The sequence below is a fragment of the Flavobacterium sp. genome (assembly GCF_965284515.1).
Classification (GTDB): Bacteria; Bacteroidota; Bacteroidia; order Flavobacteriales; family Flavobacteriaceae; genus Flavobacterium.
Map to the genome: position 1 here is coordinate 1,393,135 of NZ_OZ260089.1, position 22,181 is coordinate 1,415,315.

25 protein-coding genes are annotated in these 22,181 nt (G+C 30.4%); 8 read left to right on the forward strand and 17 right to left on the reverse strand.

Annotated features, from left to right (window positions below; translation table 11 throughout):
• The 7 genes from lipA to recF all read right to left on the reverse strand — a co-directional run bounded on the left by lipA (position 1) and on the right by recF (position 6,319).
• Positions 1–870 (reverse strand): lipoyl synthase, encoded by an 870-nt coding sequence (gene lipA / locus ACQ65T_RS06335; protein WP_430400242.1) that lies wholly within the window; start codon positions 868–870, stop codon positions 1–3.
• A 78-nt stretch (positions 871–948) separates the two neighbouring features.
• The gene (locus tag ACQ65T_RS06340; protein ID WP_430400243.1) at positions 949–2,193 is read right to left on the reverse strand and encodes an MFS transporter; all 1,245 of its coding nucleotides are present in this window, start codon (positions 2,191–2,193) and stop codon (positions 949–951) included.
• A 48-nt stretch (positions 2,194–2,241) separates the two neighbouring features.
• Positions 2,242–2,808, reverse strand: coding sequence for an RNA polymerase sigma factor (locus tag ACQ65T_RS06345; protein WP_430400244.1), 567 nt, complete (start codon positions 2,806–2,808; stop codon positions 2,242–2,244).
• Positions 2,799–3,908, reverse strand: a complete 1,110-nt coding sequence (locus tag ACQ65T_RS06350; protein ID WP_430400245.1) for a glycosyltransferase — start codon at positions 3,906–3,908, stop codon at positions 2,799–2,801. Before ACQ65T_RS06350 ends, ACQ65T_RS06345 begins: the two co-directional genes overlap by 10 nt.
• Positions 3,909–3,923: 15 nt before the next feature.
• Positions 3,924–4,127: a membrane or secreted protein gene (locus tag ACQ65T_RS06355; RefSeq protein WP_430400246.1), complete on the reverse strand. Its 204-nt coding sequence runs from the start codon at positions 4,125–4,127 to the stop codon at positions 3,924–3,926.
• Positions 4,128–4,187: 60 nt separating this feature from the next.
• Positions 4,188–5,195 carry a UDP-N-acetylmuramate dehydrogenase gene (murB, locus tag ACQ65T_RS06360; protein ID WP_430400247.1) on the reverse strand — a complete coding sequence of 336 codons (1,008 nt, stop codon included), beginning with the start codon at positions 5,193–5,195 and terminating at the stop codon, positions 4,188–4,190.
• Positions 5,196–5,239: 44 nt separating this feature from the next.
• On the reverse strand, positions 5,240–6,319 hold the full coding sequence (gene recF / locus ACQ65T_RS06365; RefSeq protein ID WP_430400248.1) for a DNA replication/repair protein RecF: 1,080 nt from the start codon (positions 6,317–6,319) through the stop codon (positions 5,240–5,242).
• A 124-nt stretch (positions 6,320–6,443) separates the two neighbouring features.
• On the opposite strand from recF, the gene ACQ65T_RS06370 reads away from it, so the two are divergent.
• The 7 genes from ACQ65T_RS06370 (at position 6,444) to ACQ65T_RS06400 (ending at position 12,651) form a co-directional block, all read left to right on the forward strand.
• The gene (locus tag ACQ65T_RS06370) at positions 6,444–7,229 is read left to right on the forward strand and encodes a tetratricopeptide repeat protein (RefSeq protein ID WP_430400249.1); all 786 of its coding nucleotides are present in this window, start codon (positions 6,444–6,446) and stop codon (positions 7,227–7,229) included.
• A gap of 1 nt (position 7,230) precedes the next feature.
• Positions 7,231–7,719: a 6,7-dimethyl-8-ribityllumazine synthase gene (ribH, locus tag ACQ65T_RS06375; RefSeq protein WP_430400250.1), complete on the forward strand. Its 489-nt coding sequence runs from the start codon at positions 7,231–7,233 to the stop codon at positions 7,717–7,719.
• A gap of 109 nt (positions 7,720–7,828) precedes the next feature.
• Positions 7,829–8,128, forward strand: a complete 300-nt coding sequence (locus ACQ65T_RS06380; RefSeq protein WP_430400251.1) for a hypothetical protein — start codon at positions 7,829–7,831, stop codon at positions 8,126–8,128.
• Positions 8,129–9,988: a DNA mismatch repair endonuclease MutL gene (gene mutL, locus ACQ65T_RS06385; RefSeq protein ID WP_430400252.1), complete on the forward strand. Its 1,860-nt coding sequence runs from the start codon at positions 8,129–8,131 to the stop codon at positions 9,986–9,988.
• Positions 9,985–10,737 (forward strand): rhomboid family intramembrane serine protease, encoded by a 753-nt coding sequence (locus ACQ65T_RS06390; protein WP_430400253.1) that lies wholly within the window; start codon positions 9,985–9,987, stop codon positions 10,735–10,737. The genes mutL and ACQ65T_RS06390 overlap by 4 nt, the downstream gene beginning before the upstream one ends.
• Before the next feature lie 10 nt (positions 10,738–10,747).
• The gene (locus ACQ65T_RS06395; RefSeq protein WP_430400254.1) at positions 10,748–11,608 is read left to right on the forward strand and encodes a rhomboid family intramembrane serine protease; all 861 of its coding nucleotides are present in this window, start codon (positions 10,748–10,750) and stop codon (positions 11,606–11,608) included.
• Positions 11,608–12,651 carry an endonuclease/exonuclease/phosphatase family protein gene (locus tag ACQ65T_RS06400; RefSeq protein WP_430400255.1) on the forward strand — a complete coding sequence of 348 codons (1,044 nt, stop codon included), beginning with the start codon at positions 11,608–11,610 and terminating at the stop codon, positions 12,649–12,651. Before ACQ65T_RS06395 ends, ACQ65T_RS06400 begins: the two co-directional genes overlap by 1 nt.
• Here the strand turns inward: ACQ65T_RS06400 and ACQ65T_RS06405 are convergent.
• The 7 genes from ACQ65T_RS06405 to ACQ65T_RS06435 are packed head-to-tail and all read right to left on the reverse strand — an operon-like array spanning position 12,644 to position 18,321.
• The gene (locus ACQ65T_RS06405; protein ID WP_430400256.1) at positions 12,644–13,255 is read right to left on the reverse strand and encodes a WbqC family protein; all 612 of its coding nucleotides are present in this window, start codon (positions 13,253–13,255) and stop codon (positions 12,644–12,646) included. The two genes, ACQ65T_RS06400 and ACQ65T_RS06405, sit on opposite strands and share 8 nt — an antisense overlap.
• A complete protein-coding gene (locus ACQ65T_RS06410) occupies positions 13,256–13,699 on the reverse strand; it encodes a hypothetical protein (protein ID WP_430400257.1) in 444 nt (147 codons plus the stop codon).
• Between the two features lie 17 nt (positions 13,700–13,716).
• On the reverse strand, positions 13,717–15,327 hold the full coding sequence (gene lepB, locus ACQ65T_RS06415) for a signal peptidase I (protein ID WP_430400258.1): 1,611 nt from the start codon (positions 15,325–15,327) through the stop codon (positions 13,717–13,719).
• A 29-nt stretch (positions 15,328–15,356) separates the two neighbouring features.
• Positions 15,357–16,052, reverse strand: a complete 696-nt coding sequence (dapB, locus tag ACQ65T_RS06420) for a 4-hydroxy-tetrahydrodipicolinate reductase (protein WP_430400259.1) — start codon at positions 16,050–16,052, stop codon at positions 15,357–15,359.
• A 45-nt stretch (positions 16,053–16,097) separates the two neighbouring features.
• Positions 16,098–16,652, reverse strand: a complete 555-nt coding sequence (locus ACQ65T_RS06425) for a DUF5683 domain-containing protein (protein ID WP_430400260.1) — start codon at positions 16,650–16,652, stop codon at positions 16,098–16,100.
• Positions 16,652–17,551 carry a ParB/RepB/Spo0J family partition protein gene (locus ACQ65T_RS06430; protein WP_430400261.1) on the reverse strand — a complete coding sequence of 300 codons (900 nt, stop codon included), beginning with the start codon at positions 17,549–17,551 and terminating at the stop codon, positions 16,652–16,654. The genes ACQ65T_RS06425 and ACQ65T_RS06430 overlap by 1 nt, the downstream gene beginning before the upstream one ends.
• A 5-nt stretch (positions 17,552–17,556) precedes the next feature.
• Entirely contained in the window at positions 17,557–18,321 is a 765-nt protein-coding gene (locus tag ACQ65T_RS06435; protein ID WP_430400262.1) for a ParA family protein, read from the reverse strand.
• Positions 18,322–18,475: 154 nt separating this feature from the next.
• Here ACQ65T_RS06435 and ACQ65T_RS06440 point away from each other — a divergent pair, with 154 nt between their 5' ends.
• On the forward strand, positions 18,476–19,033 hold the full coding sequence (locus ACQ65T_RS06440) for a hypothetical protein (RefSeq protein WP_430400263.1): 558 nt from the start codon (positions 18,476–18,478) through the stop codon (positions 19,031–19,033).
• 190 nt (positions 19,034–19,223) lie between these two features.
• Here the strand turns inward: ACQ65T_RS06440 and ACQ65T_RS06445 are convergent, their stop codons facing one another.
• The 3 genes from ACQ65T_RS06445 to ACQ65T_RS06455 are packed head-to-tail and all read right to left on the reverse strand — an operon-like array spanning position 19,224 to position 22,047.
• The gene (locus ACQ65T_RS06445; RefSeq protein ID WP_430400264.1) at positions 19,224–20,351 is read right to left on the reverse strand and encodes a methionine aminotransferase; all 1,128 of its coding nucleotides are present in this window, start codon (positions 20,349–20,351) and stop codon (positions 19,224–19,226) included.
• 2 nt (positions 20,352–20,353) lie between these two features.
• Positions 20,354–20,788 carry a LexA family protein gene (locus tag ACQ65T_RS06450; protein ID WP_430400265.1) on the reverse strand — a complete coding sequence of 145 codons (435 nt, stop codon included), beginning with the start codon at positions 20,786–20,788 and terminating at the stop codon, positions 20,354–20,356.
• Positions 20,779–22,047 (reverse strand): Y-family DNA polymerase, encoded by a 1,269-nt coding sequence (locus ACQ65T_RS06455; protein ID WP_430400266.1) that lies wholly within the window; start codon positions 22,045–22,047, stop codon positions 20,779–20,781. Before ACQ65T_RS06455 ends, ACQ65T_RS06450 begins: the two co-directional genes overlap by 10 nt.
• Between the last annotated feature and the right edge of the window lie 134 nt (positions 22,048–22,181).

Consider the following 22,181-nt stretch of genomic DNA (forward strand, 5'->3'; position numbering starts at 1 on the left):
TTAGTGGATGTGTTTTTCTGCGTGATAAGAAGAACGAACTAATGCGCCACTTTCTACATGTCTAAAACCAAGTTCTTTTCCTATTTTTTCGTACTTCTCAAATTGTTCAGGACGGATAAATTCTTTAACAGGTAAATGTTTTTTTGAAGGTTGTAAATATTGACCAATAGTAACAATGTCTACTTTAGCATCTGCTAAATCATGAAGTACTTGAATTACTTCTTCTTCAGTTTCTCCTAAACCAAGCATAATTCCTGATTTAGTTCTCTTGATTCCTTGTTCTTTTAAATACCTTAAAACTTCTAAACTTTTTTCATATTTAGCCTGAATACGAACTTCTCTAGTTAAACGTTTTACGGTTTCCATATTATGAGAAACTACTTCGGGTGCAACTTCAATAATTCGGTCTATATTTTTTGTGTTTCCTTGAAAATCTGGAATTAGTGTTTCTAATGTTGTATTTGGATTCATTCTACGAATAGCTTTCACGGTTTCGGCCCAAATGATAGATCCCATATCTTTTAAATCATCTCTATCTACACTTGTAATTACTGCATGCTTTATCCCCATTATTTTAATTGAACGAGCTACTTTTTCAGGTTCATCCCAGTCAACCGTTTCTGGCCTTCCTGTTTTTACACCACAGAAACCACAAGAACGGGTACAAATGTTTCCTAGAATCATAAATGTAGCCGTGCCTTCTCCCCAGCATTCACCCATATTAGGGCAACTACCTGAAGTACAAATTGTATTTAATTTGTATTTGTCAACTAAGCCTCTTAGTTCAGTATATTTTTTACCTGTTGGTAATTTTACACGAAGCCATTTTGGTTTTGGTTCTCTTGGTGGAAAAACATTTTCTGTTGCCATTTTATCTTTTTCAAATAGTGTTTAAAACACAAAGGTAACTAGAATTATCTTTAGTATAAAAGAACTTTACAAAGTTTATTATTCTGTGAAATCTAAATCTTTATTATGGGTTTCTGGAATTGTTAAAGTTGAATAAATTCCTAAAAAGAAAACAACAAAGCCAACAATGCTAGCGGCAGTTATTACGCCATTATTTACTTTTAAAAAATCAAAACTAATAAGCATAATAGGCAGTAGGCCTCTAACCATGTTGGGTATTGTTGTTGCGGCTGTACTTCTAATATTTGTGCCAAATTGTTCTGCTCCTACAGTTACAAACATTGCCCAATAACCAGTTCCTAACCCCAGCCAAGCGCAATAAAAATAATACATATTTTCGGTTTTTGAGCCGCCGTAAAGCATTAGAATAACACCAATAACTGTAAAAAGCATCATGTAGAAAATAGCTTTTTTTCTTGATTTTAATAAGTGAGAAATAAATCCACTGGCAAAGTCTCCAATTGAAATCCCTATATACGCCCACATAATTGCTTTTCCAGGATTAATATTATCGATTCCAAATGCTGGAGCAAATTGATTTCCCATAACTGCTAGTATTCCTATACAAAACCATGTAGGAAGCCCAATTGCTATGCATTTCAGGTATTTTATGAGTCTTGATTTATTTGTAAAAAGTGAAAAGAAATTTCCTTTTTTTATGTTTGTAGCGTGTTCAATATCTTTATAAATTCCAGATTCAGATACGCCTATCCTTAAAAACAACAATAGTAACCCGAGTATTCCGCCAATAAAATAGGCATAAGTCCAATCTCCAGCCAATTCAACAGTTAGTTGAGCAACTACAGCTCCTAATAATCCAAACCCTGCAACTATTGATGTTCCTATAGCTCTAAGTTGTTTTGGTAAAGATTCGGAAACTAAAGTAATTCCAGCACCAAGTTCACCAGCTAAACCAACGCCAGCAATAAAGCGTAATACAGCATATATTTCAGTTATGTTTTCAGAAGGAAAATAAGGTAAAAATCCACAAGCGATATTAGCTAACGAATAAACTAAAATTGAGCCAAAAAGCACTGATAATCTTCCTTTTTTATCACCTAAAACTCCCCATAATATTCCTCCAACAAGTAAGCCAACCATTTGAAAATTAAGTATCATTGTTCCAGCTTGGTCTGCATCTAAATTTAAGCTGTTTAAGCTGGGAACCCTAACTATTCCAAATAAAAGCAAGTCATAAATGTCTACAAAATATCCTAATGCAGCAATGATTACAGGTAAAGAAAATAAGTGTTTGAATTTTTGACTGTTTGAAAACTTTTCCATTTATGGGATTTTTTTCAAACGTACATAAAATACTTAAAAGTGCAAAAATTAGTTTCTTTTGGAAATAATTTCAGCCAATAATTTTTTAGCTCTAAGTAATTTTACTTTGATATTGTTTAAAGGTTCTTCAAGAGTTTCAGCGATATCAAGATAACTCATCTCTTGAAAATAACGCAATTGAATTACTTCTTGGTAAGCAGGTTTTAATTCTTTAATATATCCTAATAATTGAGAAAGATTCTGCTCAGTAATAATGTCATCTTCTGCACTTGGAGTTTCATCAACAATTTGATATGCTCTACTGTTTTCGTTATCATTCATGTCTAAGAATAATGAAGTTTTCTTTTTTCTTAACATGTCAATATGAACATTTTTAGCAATTGCAATTAACCAAGTATTAAAACCAAATTCAGAATTATAGGTTGCTATTTTATCAAAAGCTTTTGCAAAAGTTTCAATCACAATATCATCTGTGTCAGCTTCATTTTCTGTTCTCTTAAGCATGTATCCAAAGACTTCGTTCCAAAAGAAATCTAATAGAAAAGTAAAAGCAACTTGATCGCCGTTTTTAGCTTTTTCTATGTTTTTTTGAATTATTTCAGAAGTTATTTCCAATGCTTAGGTTTTGAGAATAAGTTAATGATGAATAAATAAAGCTGTGTGAAGATAAGTATTAATTCAATAAATGGATAAAAATACATTACATCGTTTTCTTTTAATTTTGAGGCGCTAAATCCTAAAGATGTCCAAGCAATTAAATATCTAAAGGTAATTAACGCAACAACTAATATCATTTCATAGTTTAAAACTAATAATAGTATTCCAAGAATAACGGTGAACAATTGAGTTAGGTAAAATAAACCCAATTTAAATTGATCAAACCCTTTGTAATATTTAGCTGTTGAAATATGTCTTCTTTTTTGATTAAACCATTCACTAAAGCTTATTTTAGCATCAGAATAGGTAAAGCTATACGGTTCAATGCAAATAGCTGTATTTTCTTTATTGCTAGCTTGATTGATAAATAAATCATCATCTCCAGAACGAATTTTCATGTGATCTATAAAACCATTTACTTTGTAAAACTCATCACTTTTGTATGCTAAATTTCGACCAACACCCATGTATGGTGAACCTATTTTCGCCCAAGAAAAATATTGAACAGCAGTCATTAAAGTTTCAAAACGAATTAATTTATTTAAAAACGAATTTTTAACTTTATTGTAAGCTCCATATCCTAAAACAATTGTTTTTTTAGGAGTGAAGTTCATACTTATGCTGCTTAACCATTCTGAAGAAGCCGGTTTACAATCGGCATCAATAAATAGTAAATGTTTGTATTTTGCTACTTTAATTCCTAATGTAAGTGCATATTTTTTGTTTCCCCAAAATGTTTCATTGTTTTGAACCTTAACGACTCTCACATTTTTGTATGTTTTCTCATATTCTTCAAATAAATCTAGTGTTTCGTCATTTGATGCATCGTCAATTAGTACGATTTCAAATTCAGGGTAATTTTGATTAATTAAAAGGGGAAAATATTTTTTTACATTTTCTGCTTCGTTTTTAGCACAAACGATTACGGAAACTGGAACTCGTGAAGAATTTCCATTTGTTATTTTTCCAAACGAAAAATTTCCAAATATAAATAAATAGTAAATTATTTGAATTGCAATGATTACTATAAAACTTAACAGAAGTATATTTAAAAGCATCTTTTTTTAGAGTAATTATTTGTCAGAATCGTTTGTACAGTCTTTCATTTCTTCTGGAGTTTTACCGCAAAAACTACAGTTTTCTCCGTCTTTATTTAAGAACGGACTTTGACTAGCGCAAGTACCTGAAAATTTTCCATCTTTCTTTGTCCATATTTTAATTGCAATTCCTGCGAAAGCAATTGCAAGTAATCCGATAGTTAATAAAACAAGTTTCATTTTAAATTTTTTAGAGACTGCAAATTTACGAAACAAACCCCAATGAAAAGCAAAAAAAGGTTAAATAATATTTACTTCAGCATCTATTGAAATGCCATATTTATCCAAAATGGCTTTTTGAATATTTCTAGAAACTGTAACTATTTCTTCTCCAGTTGCATTGCCATAATTTACAAGTACTAAGGCTTGTTTTTCATGTATTCCTGCATCTCCAAATCTTTTACCTTTAAACCCTGCTTGTTCAATTAACCAACCTGCTGGTACTTTAACTTCTGTTTCAGAAACCACATAATGTGGCATTTCAGGATATTGAAGTAATGTTTTTTTATATAATTCGATAGGAATAATTGGGTTTTTAAAGAAACTGCCACTGTTTCCTAAAACTTTTGGATCTGGAAGTTTACTTTTTCTAATAGCAATTACAGCATTACTAATGTCTTTTATTGTTGGAGATGTAATATTATTTTGAGCTAATTCAGCTTCAATAGCTCCGTAAGAACTGTTTGTTTTGTGATTTATCTTAGTAAGTTTAAAAACAACACTTGTAATAATATACTGATTTTTTAATTCGTTTTTAAAAACACTTTCTCTATAGCCAAAATTACAATCTTCTTTTTTGAACGTTTTAATTGTTCGCTCTGTAACATTAACCGCCTCACATGAAGAAAACATGTCTTTTATTTCAACACCATAAGCGCCAATGTTTTGTATTGGAGTAGTACCCACATTACCTGGAATTAAAGATAGGTTTTCTATTCCACCATAATTATGATCTATGCACCATAAAACAAATTCATGCCAATTTTCTCCTGCATTTGCTTTTACCCAAACGAAGTCTTCATTTTCTTTGAAAATAGAAATTCCCTTAATATTGATATGAACTACAAGTTTATTAATATTTTGTGTTAGGAGCATATTACTTCCTCCGCCCAAAACAAAAATATCTTTGTTGAGTTGTAAAACTTCAATAAGTTCTTCTGTGTTTTGTACAGATGTAAATTGCATTGCTTTTGCTTCAATTCCAAAAGTATTGTAGTTTTTTAAAGAAAAATCAGTTTGAATATTCATAAGTTGTTTAAAAAAAATCAGTGTAAAAGTAAGAATTATTTCAATTACAACTGAAATATCGCATAAGATTGATGAGTGCTTTTTATTATGGCTTCAGTTCTTTCTACATGAGTGTCGGAAATAAAGATTTGCCCAAAAACATCATCGTTAACCATTGCTACAATTTTCTGAACTCTTGATTCATCTAATTTGTCAAAAATATCATCAAAAAGCAGAATTGGTAAAACACCGCTTTGTTGTTTTATAAAATCAAATTGAGCTAACTTTAAAGCTATTAAAAATGACTTTTGCTGACCTTGTGAACCAAATTTTTTAATAAGATAGTTGTCAATTTCAAATGATAAATCATCTTTATGGACTCCCACACTTGTATATTGTAAAGCTTTATCTTTATTAACGTTACTTGATAGTAACTCTTCAAAAGTGCTTTCAAATAAATTACTAGAATAAACCAATTGAACATTTTCTGCATTATCAGTAATTAGCTGATAGTATTTTTGAAAAATGGGAATAAAGTGTTCTAAAAACTGTTTTCTTTTTTCAAAAATATTTGTTCCAATAGGAATAATTTGTTCATTATAAATACTTAAAGTTTCATTGTCAAAAGATTGATTCAGTGCAAAATATTTTAAAAGAGCATTTCGTTGAGCAACCAGTTTGTTGTATTGAATTAATTCGTTGAGGTATGAATTGTCTAAAGTAGAAATTACGCTGTCAATAAATTTACGTCTTACGTCACTTCCTTCAGAAATTAAATTAGTATCGGATGGAGAGATAATTACTAAAGGAATGAAACCAACATGGTCAGAAAGTTTATCGTAAATTTTATTATTTCTTTTTAGAACTTTTTTTTGCCCTCTTTTTAGGCTACAAGCAATTTTTTCTTCTTTTTCGTTTTTAGAAAAAGTTCCATCAATTAAAAAAAACTCTTCTTCGTGTTTAATATTTTGAACAGCAAGCGGATTAAAATAACTTTTACCATAAGATAAATGAAAAATAGCATCTAATATATTTGTTTTTCCTTTTCCGTTCTTGCCCACAAAACAATTTATCTTTTCATCAAAATCAAAAGATTTGTCTGAAATGTTTTTATAATTTAATAATGATAATTGTTTTAAATACACAGTTTATTTTCCTTTATTTGTAGCCGTATTGCAAAAGTAGTTGCAAAATAGAAAAATAACCATAAAAAGGGCTTTTAATTTTCAATAAAAATTATATTTTTGCACCTCAATAAATTTAAAATAAATGGCAACATATAACAAAAGAGGCTATAAGGCTTCAAAACCAGAAGAGTTAGATAATAACGAAAATGAATTTGAAGAAGTAATTGAAACTTCAGGAGAAAGTACTACTGAAGAAGTTTTTAATACTTTAGACCAAACTGCTTCTAGAACAGAAGAATGGGTTGCTAAAAACCAAAAATTAGTATTAGGTGTAGTTGGTGCAATTGCATTGGTAACAATTGGATATTTATTGTTTAATAAATTTGTTGCAGAACCTAAAGAAGACAAAGCTTTTAATGAGATTTTCCAAGCTCAAGAATATTTTAATCAAGCTTTAGCAAATACTGAAAATCCAGATTCATTATTCAATCTTGCATTAAAAGGAGGTGAAGGAAAACAAGGGTTTGTAGGTGTAGCTGATCAATATTCAGGTACAAAAGCAGGAAATCTTGCTAATTACTATGCAGGTATGTCTTATTTAAATATCAAAGATTTTAAAAATGCTGAAAAGTATTTATTAGAGTTTTCTTCAAATGATATGATATTAAACGCAATGGCTTTAGGAGGATTAGGAGATGCTTATTCTGAAACAAATAAAGTTGATGATGCTATTTCGTATTACAAAAAGGCAGCAGAAGCTAATGAAAATGATTTTACTACACCAAGATTTTTATTCAAAGCAGCTCAATTAGCTTTAACAGCAAATAAGAAAGATGAAGCAAATAAATTGTTTACTCAAATTAAAGAAAAATACGAAACTTCTAGAGAAGGGTTAAATATTGACGCTTACATTGCGATGACAGAATAATATGGCTACAGAAAATAAAAATTTATCACAATACGATAAAAACACAATCCCAAACGCGAAAGACTTTCGGTTTGGGATTGTTGTTTCAGAATGGAATGATGAAATAACAAATGGTTTGTTTAATGGGGCAAAAGCGGCATTATTAGATTGTGGAGCTTTAGCTGAAAACATAATCCGTTGGGATGTCCCTGGAAGTTTTGAATTGGTTTATGGTTCAAAAAAAATGATTGAAACTCAAAAAGTAGATTGTGTAATAGCAATTGGCTGTGTAATTAAAGGAGAGACTATGCATTTTGAATTTGTTTGTGATGGAGTTACTCAAGGCGTAAAAGATTTGAATTTAAAATACGATGTTCCTACAATTTTTTGTTTATTAACAGATAATTCAATGCAACAGTCAATTGATAGAAGTGGTGGAAAACACGGAAATAAAGGTACTGAAGCTGCTATTGCCGCTATTAAAATGGTAGACTTAAATAGAAAAGCTTAATTTTTTATTACTTATAAAATTAAAATCCCGCTATTGGCGGGATTTTTGTTAACAAATAATTCAGATAAAAAAGATTAGAAATTCTTAAATTTGAAAAAAATAGATTGATATGTTTAAATTCGGTCGGGGCTCACTTAAATTGCCAAAAAACAAGAAGTTTAATTACACTCCACGTCACTATGAAGGGAAAGTGATTGACAACCCTTATGATTTTGATTCTATAATTAAAAAAGATAGAGATGCCGTAAGTTATAATGATTTAAGAGCACATTGGAGTGAAGCACGTCAAAATAGTCGTCATAGAGGTAACAGAAACTTTAACATTAGAATTATGATTATTGTTTTAGTATTGCTTTTAGCGTTCATGTATATCATCGATTTTGATTTATCTATTTTTAGAAAAGAATAAATGTCAAGTATAATTCAACTTTTACCAGATCATGTTGCCAATCAAATTGCTGCAGGAGAGGTCGTTCAAAGACCCGCTTCTGTAGTTAAAGAATTGATTGAAAATGCAATTGATGCAAAAGCAACAGATATTAAGCTAATTGTTAAAGATGCTGGAAAAACGTTAATTCAAGTAATTGACAATGGTTCTGGTATGAATGTGACTGATGCTCGTTTGTGTTTTGAACGACATGCTACATCAAAAATTCGTAATGCAGAAGATTTATTTGCTTTAAATACCAAAGGTTTTCGTGGGGAAGCTCTAGCATCAATTGCTGCAATCGCGCATGTAGAATTAAAAACAAAACAAGAACAAGAAGAACTTGGAACACATATTATTATTGAGGGAAGTAAATTTGCTTCACAAGATGTTGCGGTATTACCAAAAGGGACTTCTTTTGCAGTTAAAAATTTGTTTTTTAATATTCCAGCAAGGAGAAATTTTTTGAAATCTGATACGGTTGAATTTAGACATATTGTTGATGAATTTCAACGAGTGGCTTTAGCACATCCATCAATATATTTTACATTGATTCATAATGGAAGCGAGACGTTTAATTTACCTAATTCAAGTTACAGACAACGAATTGTAAATGTTTTTGGAGGAAAAACTAATGAAAAATTGGTTCCAGTAACGGAAGATACGGAGATTGTTTCTATTGGTGGTTTTATTGGTAAACCTGAGCATGCAAAAAAGAGTAGAGGAGAGCAGTTTTTCTTTGTAAATGATCGATTTATTAAAAGTGGTTATTTGCACCATGCAATTATGAATGCTTATGAAGGTTTATTGCGTGAAGGAAACCAACCTAGTTACTTTTTGTATTTAAATGTTCCGCCAAATACTATTGATATTAATATTCATCCCACAAAAACTGAAATTAAGTTTGACGACGAACATGCTTTATATGCTATCTTGCGTTCGGCTGTGAAACACAGTTTAGGTCAATTTAATGTGGCTCCGGTTTTAGATTTCGAAAGAGATGCTAATTTAGATACGCCTTACGATTATAAAAACAAAGACGGAGAGTTTCCAACCATTCAAATAGATACAACTTTTAATCCTTTTGAATCAAATGAAGGTATAAAGAAAACTTCTTCATCGGCTTCTTTTCAAAATTATAAGCCTAAAAATAATGACACTAATTGGGATAATTTATATGTTGGACTAAAACAAGATACTCAGGAAATTCATTCACACTCTTTTGAAAATCATGAAATAACAGGTTCTTTATTTAATGATAGAGAAATTGATGAATCCCCATCAAGAACTTACCAAATACACAAAAAATACATTGTGAGTTCTATAAAGTCAGGGATGCTCGTAATTAACCAAAGTAGAGCACATCAACGAATTTTATATGAACAATTTCTAACTAGTATTACAGTTAATAAAGCATCAAGTCAGCAATTGCTGTTTCCCTTAGAATTGTATTTTTCAAACGATGAGGTTCAGTTTATCATAGAATTAAAGCCTTCATTAGAAAATACAGGTTTTATCTTTGATTCTATTGAAAATGATAAAGTTCTAATTTCTGGGATTCCAGTTAACGTTCAAGAAAGTGAAATTCCTATTGTAATAGAAGAGTTAATTAATACTTTACAAGAAGAAATTCCAGAAAATTCATTTTCATTGAATGACGGAATTGCAAAATCAATGGCAAAAAGTATATCCGTTAAAAACGGAACATATTTGACAGAAAAAGAGCAAGAAAATTTAGTAAACGGATTGTTTGCGTGTAAAGATGCAAGTGTTTCCCCTTTTAATAAACCTACATTCATCACGTTAAGTGTTGAAGATTTAGATAAAAAATTCGCATTATGATGAACATGACTGATATGGTTAAGCATTTGCTAATCATTAATATTATATTTTTTGTTGGTAGTTTTATGGTTCCTAATTCATCAGAATTATTAGCCTTACATTATTTTGAAAGCGATAAATTTAGAGTATGGCAACCTATAACACACATGTTTATGCATGGAGGTTTAATGCATATTTTCTTTAATATGTTTGCTTTGGTTTCTTTTGGAAGTGCATTAGAACAATTTTGGGGAGGTAAAAAGTTTTTATTTTTCTATTTATCATGTGGAATAGGTTCAATGTTATTGCATACAGGAGTTAATTATTATATGTTTCATAATAGTTTAGATGTTTTAGTGGAAAACGGAATAAATCAAGCAGAAATTTTCAAAGTTTTAAATGAAGGAAAGTATAACACACAATGGCTTGAAATTATTTCTCAAAGCTCAATGGATAGTATGGCAAGTGCTTTCTTAACACCTGCAGTAGGTGCTTCTGGAGCCATTTATGGTTTACTTGTAGCTTTTGCATTTATGTTTCCTAATGCTGAATTGGCTTTAATGTTTATACCAATGCCGATAAAAGCAAAATATTTTGTCCCAGGTATATTACTTGTAGATTTGTTTTTAGGCTTAAAGGGAGATTCATTATTTGGAAGTGGAGGAACTGGAGTTGCTCACTTTGCACATTTAGGTGGTGCTTTATGCGGATTTTTAATGATGTGGTACTGGAAAAAAAATCAGTTTAATAATAATCGTTGGGATAGATAGTTTAAATAAAATGAATATAATTGAAGATATAAAGAGTCAATATAGAACAGGTGGAATAGTTCAAAAACTAATATTTTGGAATATTGGACTCTACTTATTGTCTCTTATTTTTTTCTATAATTTCTCCTTTGGAAATTTCAATTTTCCTTCTTGGTTAGCATTGTATTCTAATTTTGATGATTTTATCTTTTCTCCTTGGACATTGTTCAGTTATATGTTTTTGCATGCAGGTTTTTTGCATTTGCTTTTTAACATGATGGTTTTACATTTTTCAGGACGATTATTTGAGACGTATTTTACACAAAAACAATTATTTGGATTATATATTTTAGGCGGAATTTTCTCTGGAATAGCATTCTTAGTTTCATTTTTGCTTATTGGTAAAACTTCTGTATTAGTTGGAGCAAGTGGAGCAATTATGGCTTTGTTAATTGCAACTGCAACATATGCTCCTTTTATGCAAATTCGATTAATGCTAATAGGAGTTGTTAAACTTTGGCAAGTAGCATTTGTTATTGTTTTGTTGGATTTAATTCAGTTACCTTTAGATAATAGTGGTGGGCATTTAGCGCATTTAGCTGGAGCTTTATTCGGTTTTTTGTATATAAAAATGCTAAATTCGGGTACAGATGTTTCTAAAATAATATCTTCTATTCAAGAATTTATTGAGAATATACTTAAACCAAAGAAAAAAACACCTTTTAAGAAGGTGCATAAAAACAAAGCTAATTCAAGCTCAACTTCTTTTACTAAAAAAGAGAAAAGTATGGATCAGAAAAAGATTGATGATATATTAGACCGAATTTCTCAATCGGGTTATGATAGTTTAACAAAAGAAGAGAAAGAATTTTTATTTAAAGTTGGTAAATAATGCAAGAAGAGTCGTGGATAAGTAAAATAGCCTTTTTCTTTAATAAAGTACTTGCTTTATTAACGTTGGTTGCTTACATATTGCCTTTTCTTTCTCCAAAATTATTTCCTTTTTTAAGTGTTTTAACTTTATCAATGCCTTTGTTTTTGTTTCTAAACTTCATTTTTTTTATGGTTTGGCTGCTTCAGTTAAAGCGAAAATTTTTGCTATCTGCTTTTGTACTATTCATAGGCTTTACTTTTATAAATAAATTTTATAAGTTTTCTGAAACGAATATTAAAGAAGAAAGCACTGATTTTACTTTAATGAGTTTTAATGTTCGTTTATTTAATTTGTATGATTGGTTGCCTAATAAAGAAGTTCCGGAGCAGATTACAGAGGTTATTCAAAACTATAATCCGGATATTTTATGCCTGCAAGAATATTCACCTAATGATAAGGTCAGAGTTAGGAATTTTACTTATAAGCATATTAAATTAGAAGGTGGAAAAAATAAATATGGACAAGCTATTTTCTCTAAGTTCGAAATTATTAATACAGGTGAGATTAATTTTCCAAATTCAAGTAATAATGTTATTTATGCTGATATCATTAAAAATATTGATACAATAAGAGTATACAGCATGCATTTACAGTCGATTAAAATTAGTACTGATATTCATGAAAATATTGATGAAAATAAGTCAAAATTTATATTTAAGCGGATAAGTAGTGCGTTCAAAGAACAACAATTACAGTCAGAATTAATCCAAAAACACTATGAAGAATGTAGTTATCCTAAAATTGTATGTGGAGATATGAATAACAGTGCTTTTTCATACGTTTATAGAAATATTAGGGGAAATATGGTAGATGCTTTTGAAAGCGCAGGAACAGGTTTTGGAGCATCTTATAACTTTAAATATTATCCTGCTCGTATAGATTATGTTTTTGTTGAAGAAGGAATTGAAGTAAAAGAATTTATAACTGACAATTCGGTTCAGTTAAGCGACCATTTTCCAGTATTTACAAGATTAAATTTAGATGTAAATAATCTTAAATAATTTGCTCTTTCAAATAGTCTTTTGAGCATCGACCTTCATTGAAAAGCAAATCTAAAACACTTAAATTAGGAAGAAAGCCTTCTTTATCTTCAAAAACTTGAGTGTAACGCTCGTTTATAAAAGTGTCTTTTTTTCCGTTTACTAAATCTCTAAAATCTGTAAACTCATTTGTTTTATGACAATAATCGGTAGTTTTAGAAAAAGTTAATTCAACTCTTAAACATTCATTTAGTATTTCAAAAATTTTAAAATTAAGGTCTAATAAAAAAGTATGATTCTTTTCAAAAACAGGCTGTAAATCATGTTCTAAAATTTCATAAAAAGGAGAATTTCTATAAGCAGCTTCTAAAGATTTAGAATGATTTTTTTGCCAATTATCGCTATAATCTATTTTTACATCTTTATATTTTTGATGCCTTTCAGAAGAATTTACAACAGGAATGTTTAATAATTGTAAGCCATTTGGTCCATAAATATACATCCTGTTTCTATTACTTTGTTTCTGAAAGTTGTCTTCTACTTCAAAAGTAATTGTTTCTGCTCTCATCATTGCCACATAATGGCTAATAGAGGGGAAATAGGTTGGATGTAATAAAATGTTCATTTATTTTTTGTCTAAATCCAAGTTGTATAGTTTTGCAGCTTCTTCTATTTCATCATCTAAATTGTCGTCAAGAGCATACGAAAATAATACCCATTTGTTATTTGGTTTGTAAAATTTAAAAGTAAATCTGAGAGGTTGTCTTTCGTATTTTACTAGATAAGAGTATAAAATAAAACTATCAGAGAATTTTTTTGTGGTAATGATTTCGAAACCATAATATTTTCCAATATAATTTTCATTTAAGCCATTAACTGTACTTATGATTTGTTCTATATCATCTTTTTTTCTTTCAGTCCATGGATTTGTTGCATATAAATCCTTTACGGCTTTGCCCGCATCTTTTTCGTATGTGTTAAAAAAATCATTAATTAAATCTATAGGCTTTTTTTGAGAATATATATTTCCGGAAATTATAATAAGTAAAACAAATATTATTTTTTTCATGTTTTTAATTAATTTAATTAAGCTTCCTCTTTCGCTTTTCTCTTTTTCCAAAAGTACTCACCTACAAAATATAAGGCCAATAAACCCAAGAAATATTTAAAATAAGATTGAGGTTGTCCTTCTCCGCTTACGGTTGTAAATAAACGTTCCCATCTTATTTTATTCATAATTCCTTTACCAGAAGAATTCCAACTCATCCAAATGAAAATTGGTTTACCTACAATATGATCAGCTGGAGTAAACCCAAAGTACCTCGCATCTAATGAATTATGACGGTTGTCTCCCATCATCCAATAGTAATCTTGTTTAAAGGTATACGACTTAGCAACTTGACCATTAATTTTAATTTCATTACCAGAAACACTTAAGTCATTACCTTCATATTCGCTAATAATTTTGTTGTAAAAAGGTAGGTTTTCTCTGTTCAAAGAAACTGTTTTACCAGCTTCTGGAATATAAATAGGTCCCATATTGTCTTTGTTCCATTCTCTTGTTGTTGATGGTTTTCCATCTCCAAAATCAGGAAAAATTCCATCTTCACTACCTTTACTAATTACTCTTTTAACAAGTGTAATTCCTGGAATATTTTTTAAACGCTCTGCATTGTCAAATGGTAAAGCACTAAAAAATAAAGTGTCTTTTGTATTTGGAATTTGACCAAAACCATCTGTAATATCTAATTCATTTTTTATATATTCTAAATCAACTGGAGTTTTTCCATCCCAAGCAACTTTATATGAATACTGAGGCCTTGCTCTTTCTGGTAAAATAGATTCTTTTCCGTTTATAAATACAATTCCGTCAACAATGCTTAGTGTATCTCCAGCAATAGCTGTACATCTTTTTACATAATTAGTTTTCTTATCAATTGGTTTGCTATATCTTCTGTCAGCTGGCTTGTACATGTTGTATAAAGTATCTGCTGGCCAGTTGAAAACAACAATGTCATTGCGTTCAATTTTTTGAAAACTTGGAAATCTAAAATATGGTAGTTGTAGTTTGTTTTTCCAAGAAGTATTGTCGTTATCGTTATATAAATAAGAAGTTTTGTTTATTAAAGGTAAAGTGTCATGTACCATTGGTGCAGCAACAGTAGTCATTGGTGTTCTGGCTCCATAGTGAAACTTACTTACAAATAAAAAGTCTCCAATTAACAATGATTTCTCTAATGATGAAGAAGGTATAGTATAAGGTTGTATAAAATAAGTATGTACAAACGTTGCAACTACAATTGCAAATAATAACGAGCTTACAGTTTCAGCACCTTTATTTTCAGGGGTTAAGTTTCTGTCGTTAATATAAGTTACATCTTGAGTGTAATTTACATAAGCAACATAAAGACCTAATGTAATTACTGCTAATACGGTATCTAGCACGCTGTTTCTTCCAAAACTTCTTAATGTTTCAACCCAAATTACTGGAAACATAATTAAGTTGATTATTGGAATGAAAAGTAATAATGTATACCAAGTAGGTCGATTAATAATTTTCATTAAAACAATAGCATTATAAACCGGAATAGCTGCTTCCCAAGATTTTCTACCTGCTTTTTCATATAATTTCCATGTTCCAGCAAAATGAATTACTTGAACAACTACTATAAATAGTAACCAACCTGTTATTGACATATTCTATTTCTTTTATATTAATACTATGATTAAATGCCTAAAACATCTTTCATAGTATATACTCCTTTTTTATCCTTTATCCATTCTGCTGCAATAACAGAGCCTAATGCAAATCCCTCTCTTGAATGTGCGGTGTGTTTTATTTCAATTTGATCTACTTTTGAATCGTAAAAAACACTATGTGTTCCTGGAACATTTTCAATTCTTTTTGCATCTATAAACAAATTTGTATCGTCTTTTGTTAAAGACCAATTTGTATAATTTGAATTTTTAATAATATCATTAGCAAGTGAAATCGCCGTTCCGCTAGGTGCATCTAATTTTTGAGTATGATGAACTTCTTCCATTGAAACGTTATATTGTTTCAAGTTTTGCATCATTTTTGCTAATTGTTTATTCAATTCAAAAAATATATTTACTCCTAAACTAAAATTTGAACCATAAATAAAACTTCCATTTTTCTGATTGCATAAATCAACCATTTTGTCATAATCTTCAAGCCAGCCTGTTGTTCCAGAAATAATAGGAATGTTATTATTCAAACATTCTGAAATATGATTTACCGCACTTTTTGGAACACTGAAGTCAATAGCAACATCTGCATTTTCTAGCCCTTCAAAATCATCTGAACTTCTTTTTTTAAGAACTATAGTATGACCTCTTTCTAAAGCTATTTGTTCAATAACTTTGCCCATTTTTCCGTAACCTAATAGTGCAATTTTCATGAAGGATTAGTGTTTTTTTTTTGATTTGTGTTAGCTAATTAAATGTTAAAAATTCAACGTTAATTTTACTCCCGTACTAAATTTGTAGTCAATTTCATTTTGATTAAATTCCGGACTAATCGAAAGGTTGTCATTTACATTAAACTGCATTAAATGTGCATCTACATTAGCATCTACAATATTTAAAATATAAATTGCAGCTGTTATTAATGCAGATAAATCTCTGTTTTTTTGATGAAATTTTTGACCACGAATTAAACGATCATTGTCTAGTTCTCCGTAAATTGGATGATTAGGGTCAGAAGTTCCAGCTAATCGTCTTTTATATTCATCTCTAAATTCATGGTATTTTTTATTATTCCAAGAATAGAAATACACTCCAGTACCTAAACCAACATAGATAATAGGAATTTTCCAGTATTTCTTATTATGAGCTTGTCCTAAACCAGGTAAAACTGCTGAATAAAATCCTGCTTTTGCGGGAGATAATGGATTTATAATAGTTTGTACAGTATCTTTTACTTTTAATGAAACCTCTTCTTGAGCATTGCCATTAAAAGAAAAAACGCTTAGGATGAAAAATAAAATATACTTTTTCACTAACTATTGATTAGTTTTAAAATTCTATTGAAATCTTCTTCAGAATGGAATGGTATAGTGATTTTACCTTTCCCATTATTAGCTACATTTACATCAACTTTAGTTCCAAAATAATTAGCAAAAGCTTTCTTGTCTTCATCTTTTAATTCAAAAGATAATTTACTTTTAGATTTTGCTGATTTTGGTTTTAAACTTTCTTGGTATTTCTTAACCAATGCTTCAGTATCTCTAACGGATAAGTTCTCGGTAACAACTTTGTGGTAAATGTCACTTTGAGCATCTTGGTCATCAATATTAATTAAAGCCCTGCCGTGTCCCATAGAAATAAAACCATCTCTCATTCCAGTTTGAATAATCGGATCAAGTTTTAATAAACGCAGGTAATTGGTAATTGTAGAACGTTTTTTTCCTACTCGTTCACTCAATTCTTCTTGAGTTAGATTGATTTCTTCAATTAATCTTTGGTACGAAATAGCTACTTCAATAGGGTCTAAATCATGACGTTGAATGTTTTCAACTAAAGCCATAACTAAAGATTCATTGTCGTTTGCCAAACGAATATACGCTGGTACTGTTTCAAGCCCCAATAATTTAGAAGCACGTAAACGACGTTCCCCAGAAATTAATTGATATTTATTAAAGTCTAATTTTCTAACCGTAATAGGTTGAATTACGCCTAGTTCTTTAATAGAAGCAGCTAATTCTTGTAAGGCTTCTTCGTTGAAGTTGCTTCTTGGTTGAAAAGGGTTTAATTCAATTGAATCTAATTCAAGCTCAATAATACTTCCTACAACTTTATCTGCACCTTTATCTTCAGCTGATTTAATATCATTTGAAGGGTCCTTTAATAAAGCCGATAATCCTCTTCCTAATGCTTGTTTTTTTACCGCTTTTGCCATAAAAATTATTTGTTTTTATTGATAATTTCTTCTGCTAAACTTAAATAATTAGAAGCACCTTTACTAGTCGCATCATAATTAATAATACTTTCCCCAAAACTTGGAGCTTCGCTTAGCTTAATATTTCTTTGAATTACTGTTTCGAAAACCATGTCGTTAAAATGCTTTTGTACTTCTTCAACTACTTGGTTTGATAATCTTAAACGAGAATCATACATCGTTAACAATAAACCTTCAATGTCAAGTTCAGGATTGTGAATTTTTTGAACACTTTTTATTGTGTTTAAGAGCTTTCCTAAACCTTCTAATGCAAAGTATTCACACTGAATAGGAATAATAACACTATCAGCTGCAGTAAGCGCATTTAGAGTAAGCAAACCTAATGAAGGTGCGCAATCTATAATGATATAATCGTAATCGTCTTTTATAGATTCCAATGCTTTTTTAAGCATATATTCACGATTCTCTTTGTCAACTAATTCAATTTCAATTGCAACTAAATCAATATGAGCTGGGATAATATCAACATTTGGTGCCGAACAAGTAATAATGGCTTCTTTAGGCGTACTACTATGTTCTATAACTTGGTAACTTCCTACTTCTACATTTTCTACGTCTATACCAAGACCAGAACTAGCATTTGCTTGTGGGTCTGCATCAATTAAGAGCACTTTTTTTTCTAATACACCTAGTGATGCCGCAAGATTCACAGAAGTTGTAGTTTTACCTACACCGCCTTTTTGATTCGCAATTGCTATAATTTTACCCATTTGATTTTTTAAATTTTCGAATGGTAAAAATACAATTATTTATGGTTTATTCAAGTCTTATTTATTAACAAAGCAAAATATGATTTTTTTGAACTTGTTCATTAATTCGTGTTATTTTAAATATGAATTGTACTTTTGTAATAAATAGTTTTAAATGAATATTATTATCATCACACCTATGGAAATCGAACGCGAAAAAGCGTTAACTGCCATAAATAAAATATCAAATTCTAGACATAAATACCAGGTTTTTGCCTCAGGAATTGGTCGTGAAAGCATGGCTAAAACCATAATGCATTTACCAGATTCTGATTGTTTAGTGTTGCTTGGTTTTGCTGCAATAGTTGGTAAAGAGAAAGAATTACCTTTGAATTTAGGTTTCGGAAAACCAATTGAAATTACAATCGCTTCTTTGTACGGTTATGAAGGCGGTTTGTTTGAAAATGGAGAGCCAATTCAGGTTGATGCTAAACTGAATTTACCAAAGCTTTCCTCATTGACTTCTGATAAGTTTGTTCGAACAACCAATTTAAAAGTTGAAACCGTTGTAAACATGGAAGATTACACGTTCATGTTCTTAAAAAGACCTCAAGATTTTATTATTAGAATTATTTCTGACTTTTTACCGCACGAAACTGAAATTGATTTTTTCGAGCATGTAAAAGAAATTGATTTTCTACCAGCCATTAAAGCAATTGAAAATATGAATTAATTAAATAAAAAAACACGAATAGATTTCGTGTTTTTTTATTTAATCTCGCTTTGGCGAATTTTTCTTATCTCGTTTTTCTGCTTTTTTTTCTTTAGCAGTTTTTAAAGGTTCTTTTTTAGCCGTTTTCTTTGCGTCTTGACTTTTTGCCATAATTTCTATGTTTTAAGTAAAGATAGCTTAAATAAAACAATTAAATTTTATTTAATTTTTCTGCAGCCGCAATTAATGTTTCATCTGTTTTTGCAAAACAAAAACGCAACATATGTCTGTCTGTTGCATCGTTATAAAATACCGAAATTGGTATCGAAGCTACTCCGTTTTTTGTAATTAATTCTTTGGCGAAATCTACATCGTTTGCAGTTGAAATTTGATTATAATTCACTACTTGAAAGTAAGTTCCATCGCAAGGCATCAATTCAAAACGACTATTTTTTAATAAGCTTTGAAACAAATCGCGTTTTGCTTTATACATTTTAGCAACTTCACTAAAATCAACAATATCTAAATATTCGGCAATAGCATTTTGTGAAAAACTATTCACGCTAAATACTAAAAATTGGTGCACTTTTTTTATTTCAAACATTAGTTTTTCTGGAGCAATTAAGTAGCCTACTTTCCAGCCTGTAACGTGTAACGATTTTCCAAAAGAAGAAGCTACAATTGTTCGCACTATTAATTTTGGTCGTGTATTAAATGAAATATGTGGATGTGAAAACGAAATATATTCATACACTTCATCACTTAAAATCAAAATTTCCGTATGCTTTTCTAAAATCGTTTCTAAAGTTTCAATTTCACTTTCTGTCCAAATTCTACCAGTTGGATTGTGCGGATTATTAATTACAATCAGCTTTGTTTTAGAAGTAATTGCGTCTTCAATCGTGTTAAAATTGGGAGAATAATCATGGTTTAAAGAAACTCGAACAGGCTTTCCGCCAGCTACTAAAACCGAAGGTTCGTAACTGTCGTAACTTGGATCTAAAATCAAAACTTCGTCACCAGCGTTTACAAAAGTATTAATAGTAGTAAAAACGCCTTGTGTAGCGCCAGCCGTAATGAGCATTTCTGTACCAATGTTTACTTTTCGCTGATAATTTTTCTCTGTAAGCAACGCAATTTTCTCCATCAAGGATGGCAAGCCTGCCATTGGCGTATATTGATGAATGTTTTCGCGAATTAGGCGTTCTGATATTTGTAATAATCGTTCATCCACTGGAAAATTTGGAAATCCTTGCGATAAATTAATGGCTCCGTGTTCGTTTGCTAATTGCGACATTACAGAGAATATGCTCGTTGTTACGTTAGGTAATTTTGACATTTTTATACTTTTTTAACTACATAAGTTACAATTCCCCAAATGATAAGGTTATTGTCTTCTGTAACTTTTATAGATTTAAATTTTGGGTTTTCTGGTTGTAAATAAATACAATCTTCTTCTATTTTAATACGTTTAATGGTGAAATCGCCATCAATAAAACAAACTGCAATTTTATTATCCGTTGGTTCAATACTTCGATCAATCACTAAAATATCGCCATCATCTATTCCAGCGCCAATCATTGAGTTCCCATTTGCTTTGGCGTAAAAAGTGGCGGTTTCATTTTTTACAACGAGTTGGTCTATGCTTATTTTTGTTTCGTCAAAATCAGCAGCGGGCGAAGGGAAACCAGCTTTAATTCCATCAGCGATAAAAGGGAATTCTTTTGCGTTTTCCGTATCAGGAATAAAAAAAGTAAGTTCGGGTTTTAGTGACATTTTATTTCAAGTAATTCTTTACTATTTGTGGTATATCTTTTCGATAAATGATTTTGTTTCATTTTCCAAGTTTTATTTAGGTCTTGGTTGCCTAATCTAATTTTGCGTTCGCCCGTTTTTTTACGAATGGTATCCATCACTTTCATCAACTTCTCGTGCTTCGGATTTTCTTCTTCAAACAAGTGAAATTGTTTTTCTTCTTGCGGAATAATTTCGGTTAAAATAATTCCGGCTTTATTGTAAATTTCACCTTCTTCAAACACATTTTTCAACATTTTAATAGCCGTTTGACTTAATGTTAATGCCGATTGTGTTGCAAAAGGCAAATGGGTAAACATGCTATAATTGTAACGAGAACTATTGGTTTGATATTGATTTTTTCGAATATATAAAACAATTCCGTAACAACACGAATTTTGCTTTCGTAATTTTTCAGAAGCCACTGTAGCAAAAGTAGAAACGCGTTCTTTCATTTCATCAAATGTAGTGACCGATTTTTCAAAGGTTCGGGTAACCGCAATACTTTTTTTAGCAGAAGGTTGTTCCTCTAATTGCAAAACCGATTTTCCTTGCAGTTCCATTTGTAAGCGCAAGCCTAAAACACCCATACAATTTCGAATAAAAGCGGTGTTATGCGCTAATGTAAAATCGTAAGCGGTATGGATGTTTTTTGCTTTCATTTTTTTTGACAAACGATAACCAATTCCCCAAACATCTTCAATTTTTGTCCATTTTAAAGCTTTTGTCCTTTTTTCATCGGTGTCAATTACATGAATGCCAGCTGTTCGTTCTTTGAATTTTTTAGCAATTCTGTTGGCAATTTTAGAAAGTGCTTTTGTTTCTCCAAAACCCACACAAACCGGAATTCCAACCCATTTTTGAATGCGTTTTTTTATTTGAATACCATAAGCGTTATAATTGTCTATTTTTACCTTTTCGAAGTTTAAAAAAGCTTCATCAATACTGTAGTTTTCAATATCTGGTGTAAAATCTTGCAATGTTTTCATTACCCGATTACTCAAGTCGCCATATAAGGCATAATTAGAAGAGAAAACTTTAATATTATGTTGTTTGATGAGGTCTTTGTATTGGAACTCAGGTGCACCCATAGGAATACCAAGCGCTTTTGCTTCCTCGCTTCTCGAAATAACACAACCGTCGTTATTAGAAAGGACAACTACTGGTTTGTTTTGAAATTGAGGTTGAAAAACACGCTCACAAGACACGTAAAAGTTATTACAATCGACCAATGCAAACATACTACAAAGATAAAGTATAATTTGCTTGCTCTTTTTGAGGTTGGGATTAAATTATAAACAAAAAAAACACCAACAGAAATGTTGGTGTTTTGTATATTTTTAAGATTGCTTCGTTCCTCGCAATGAGTTTGTGG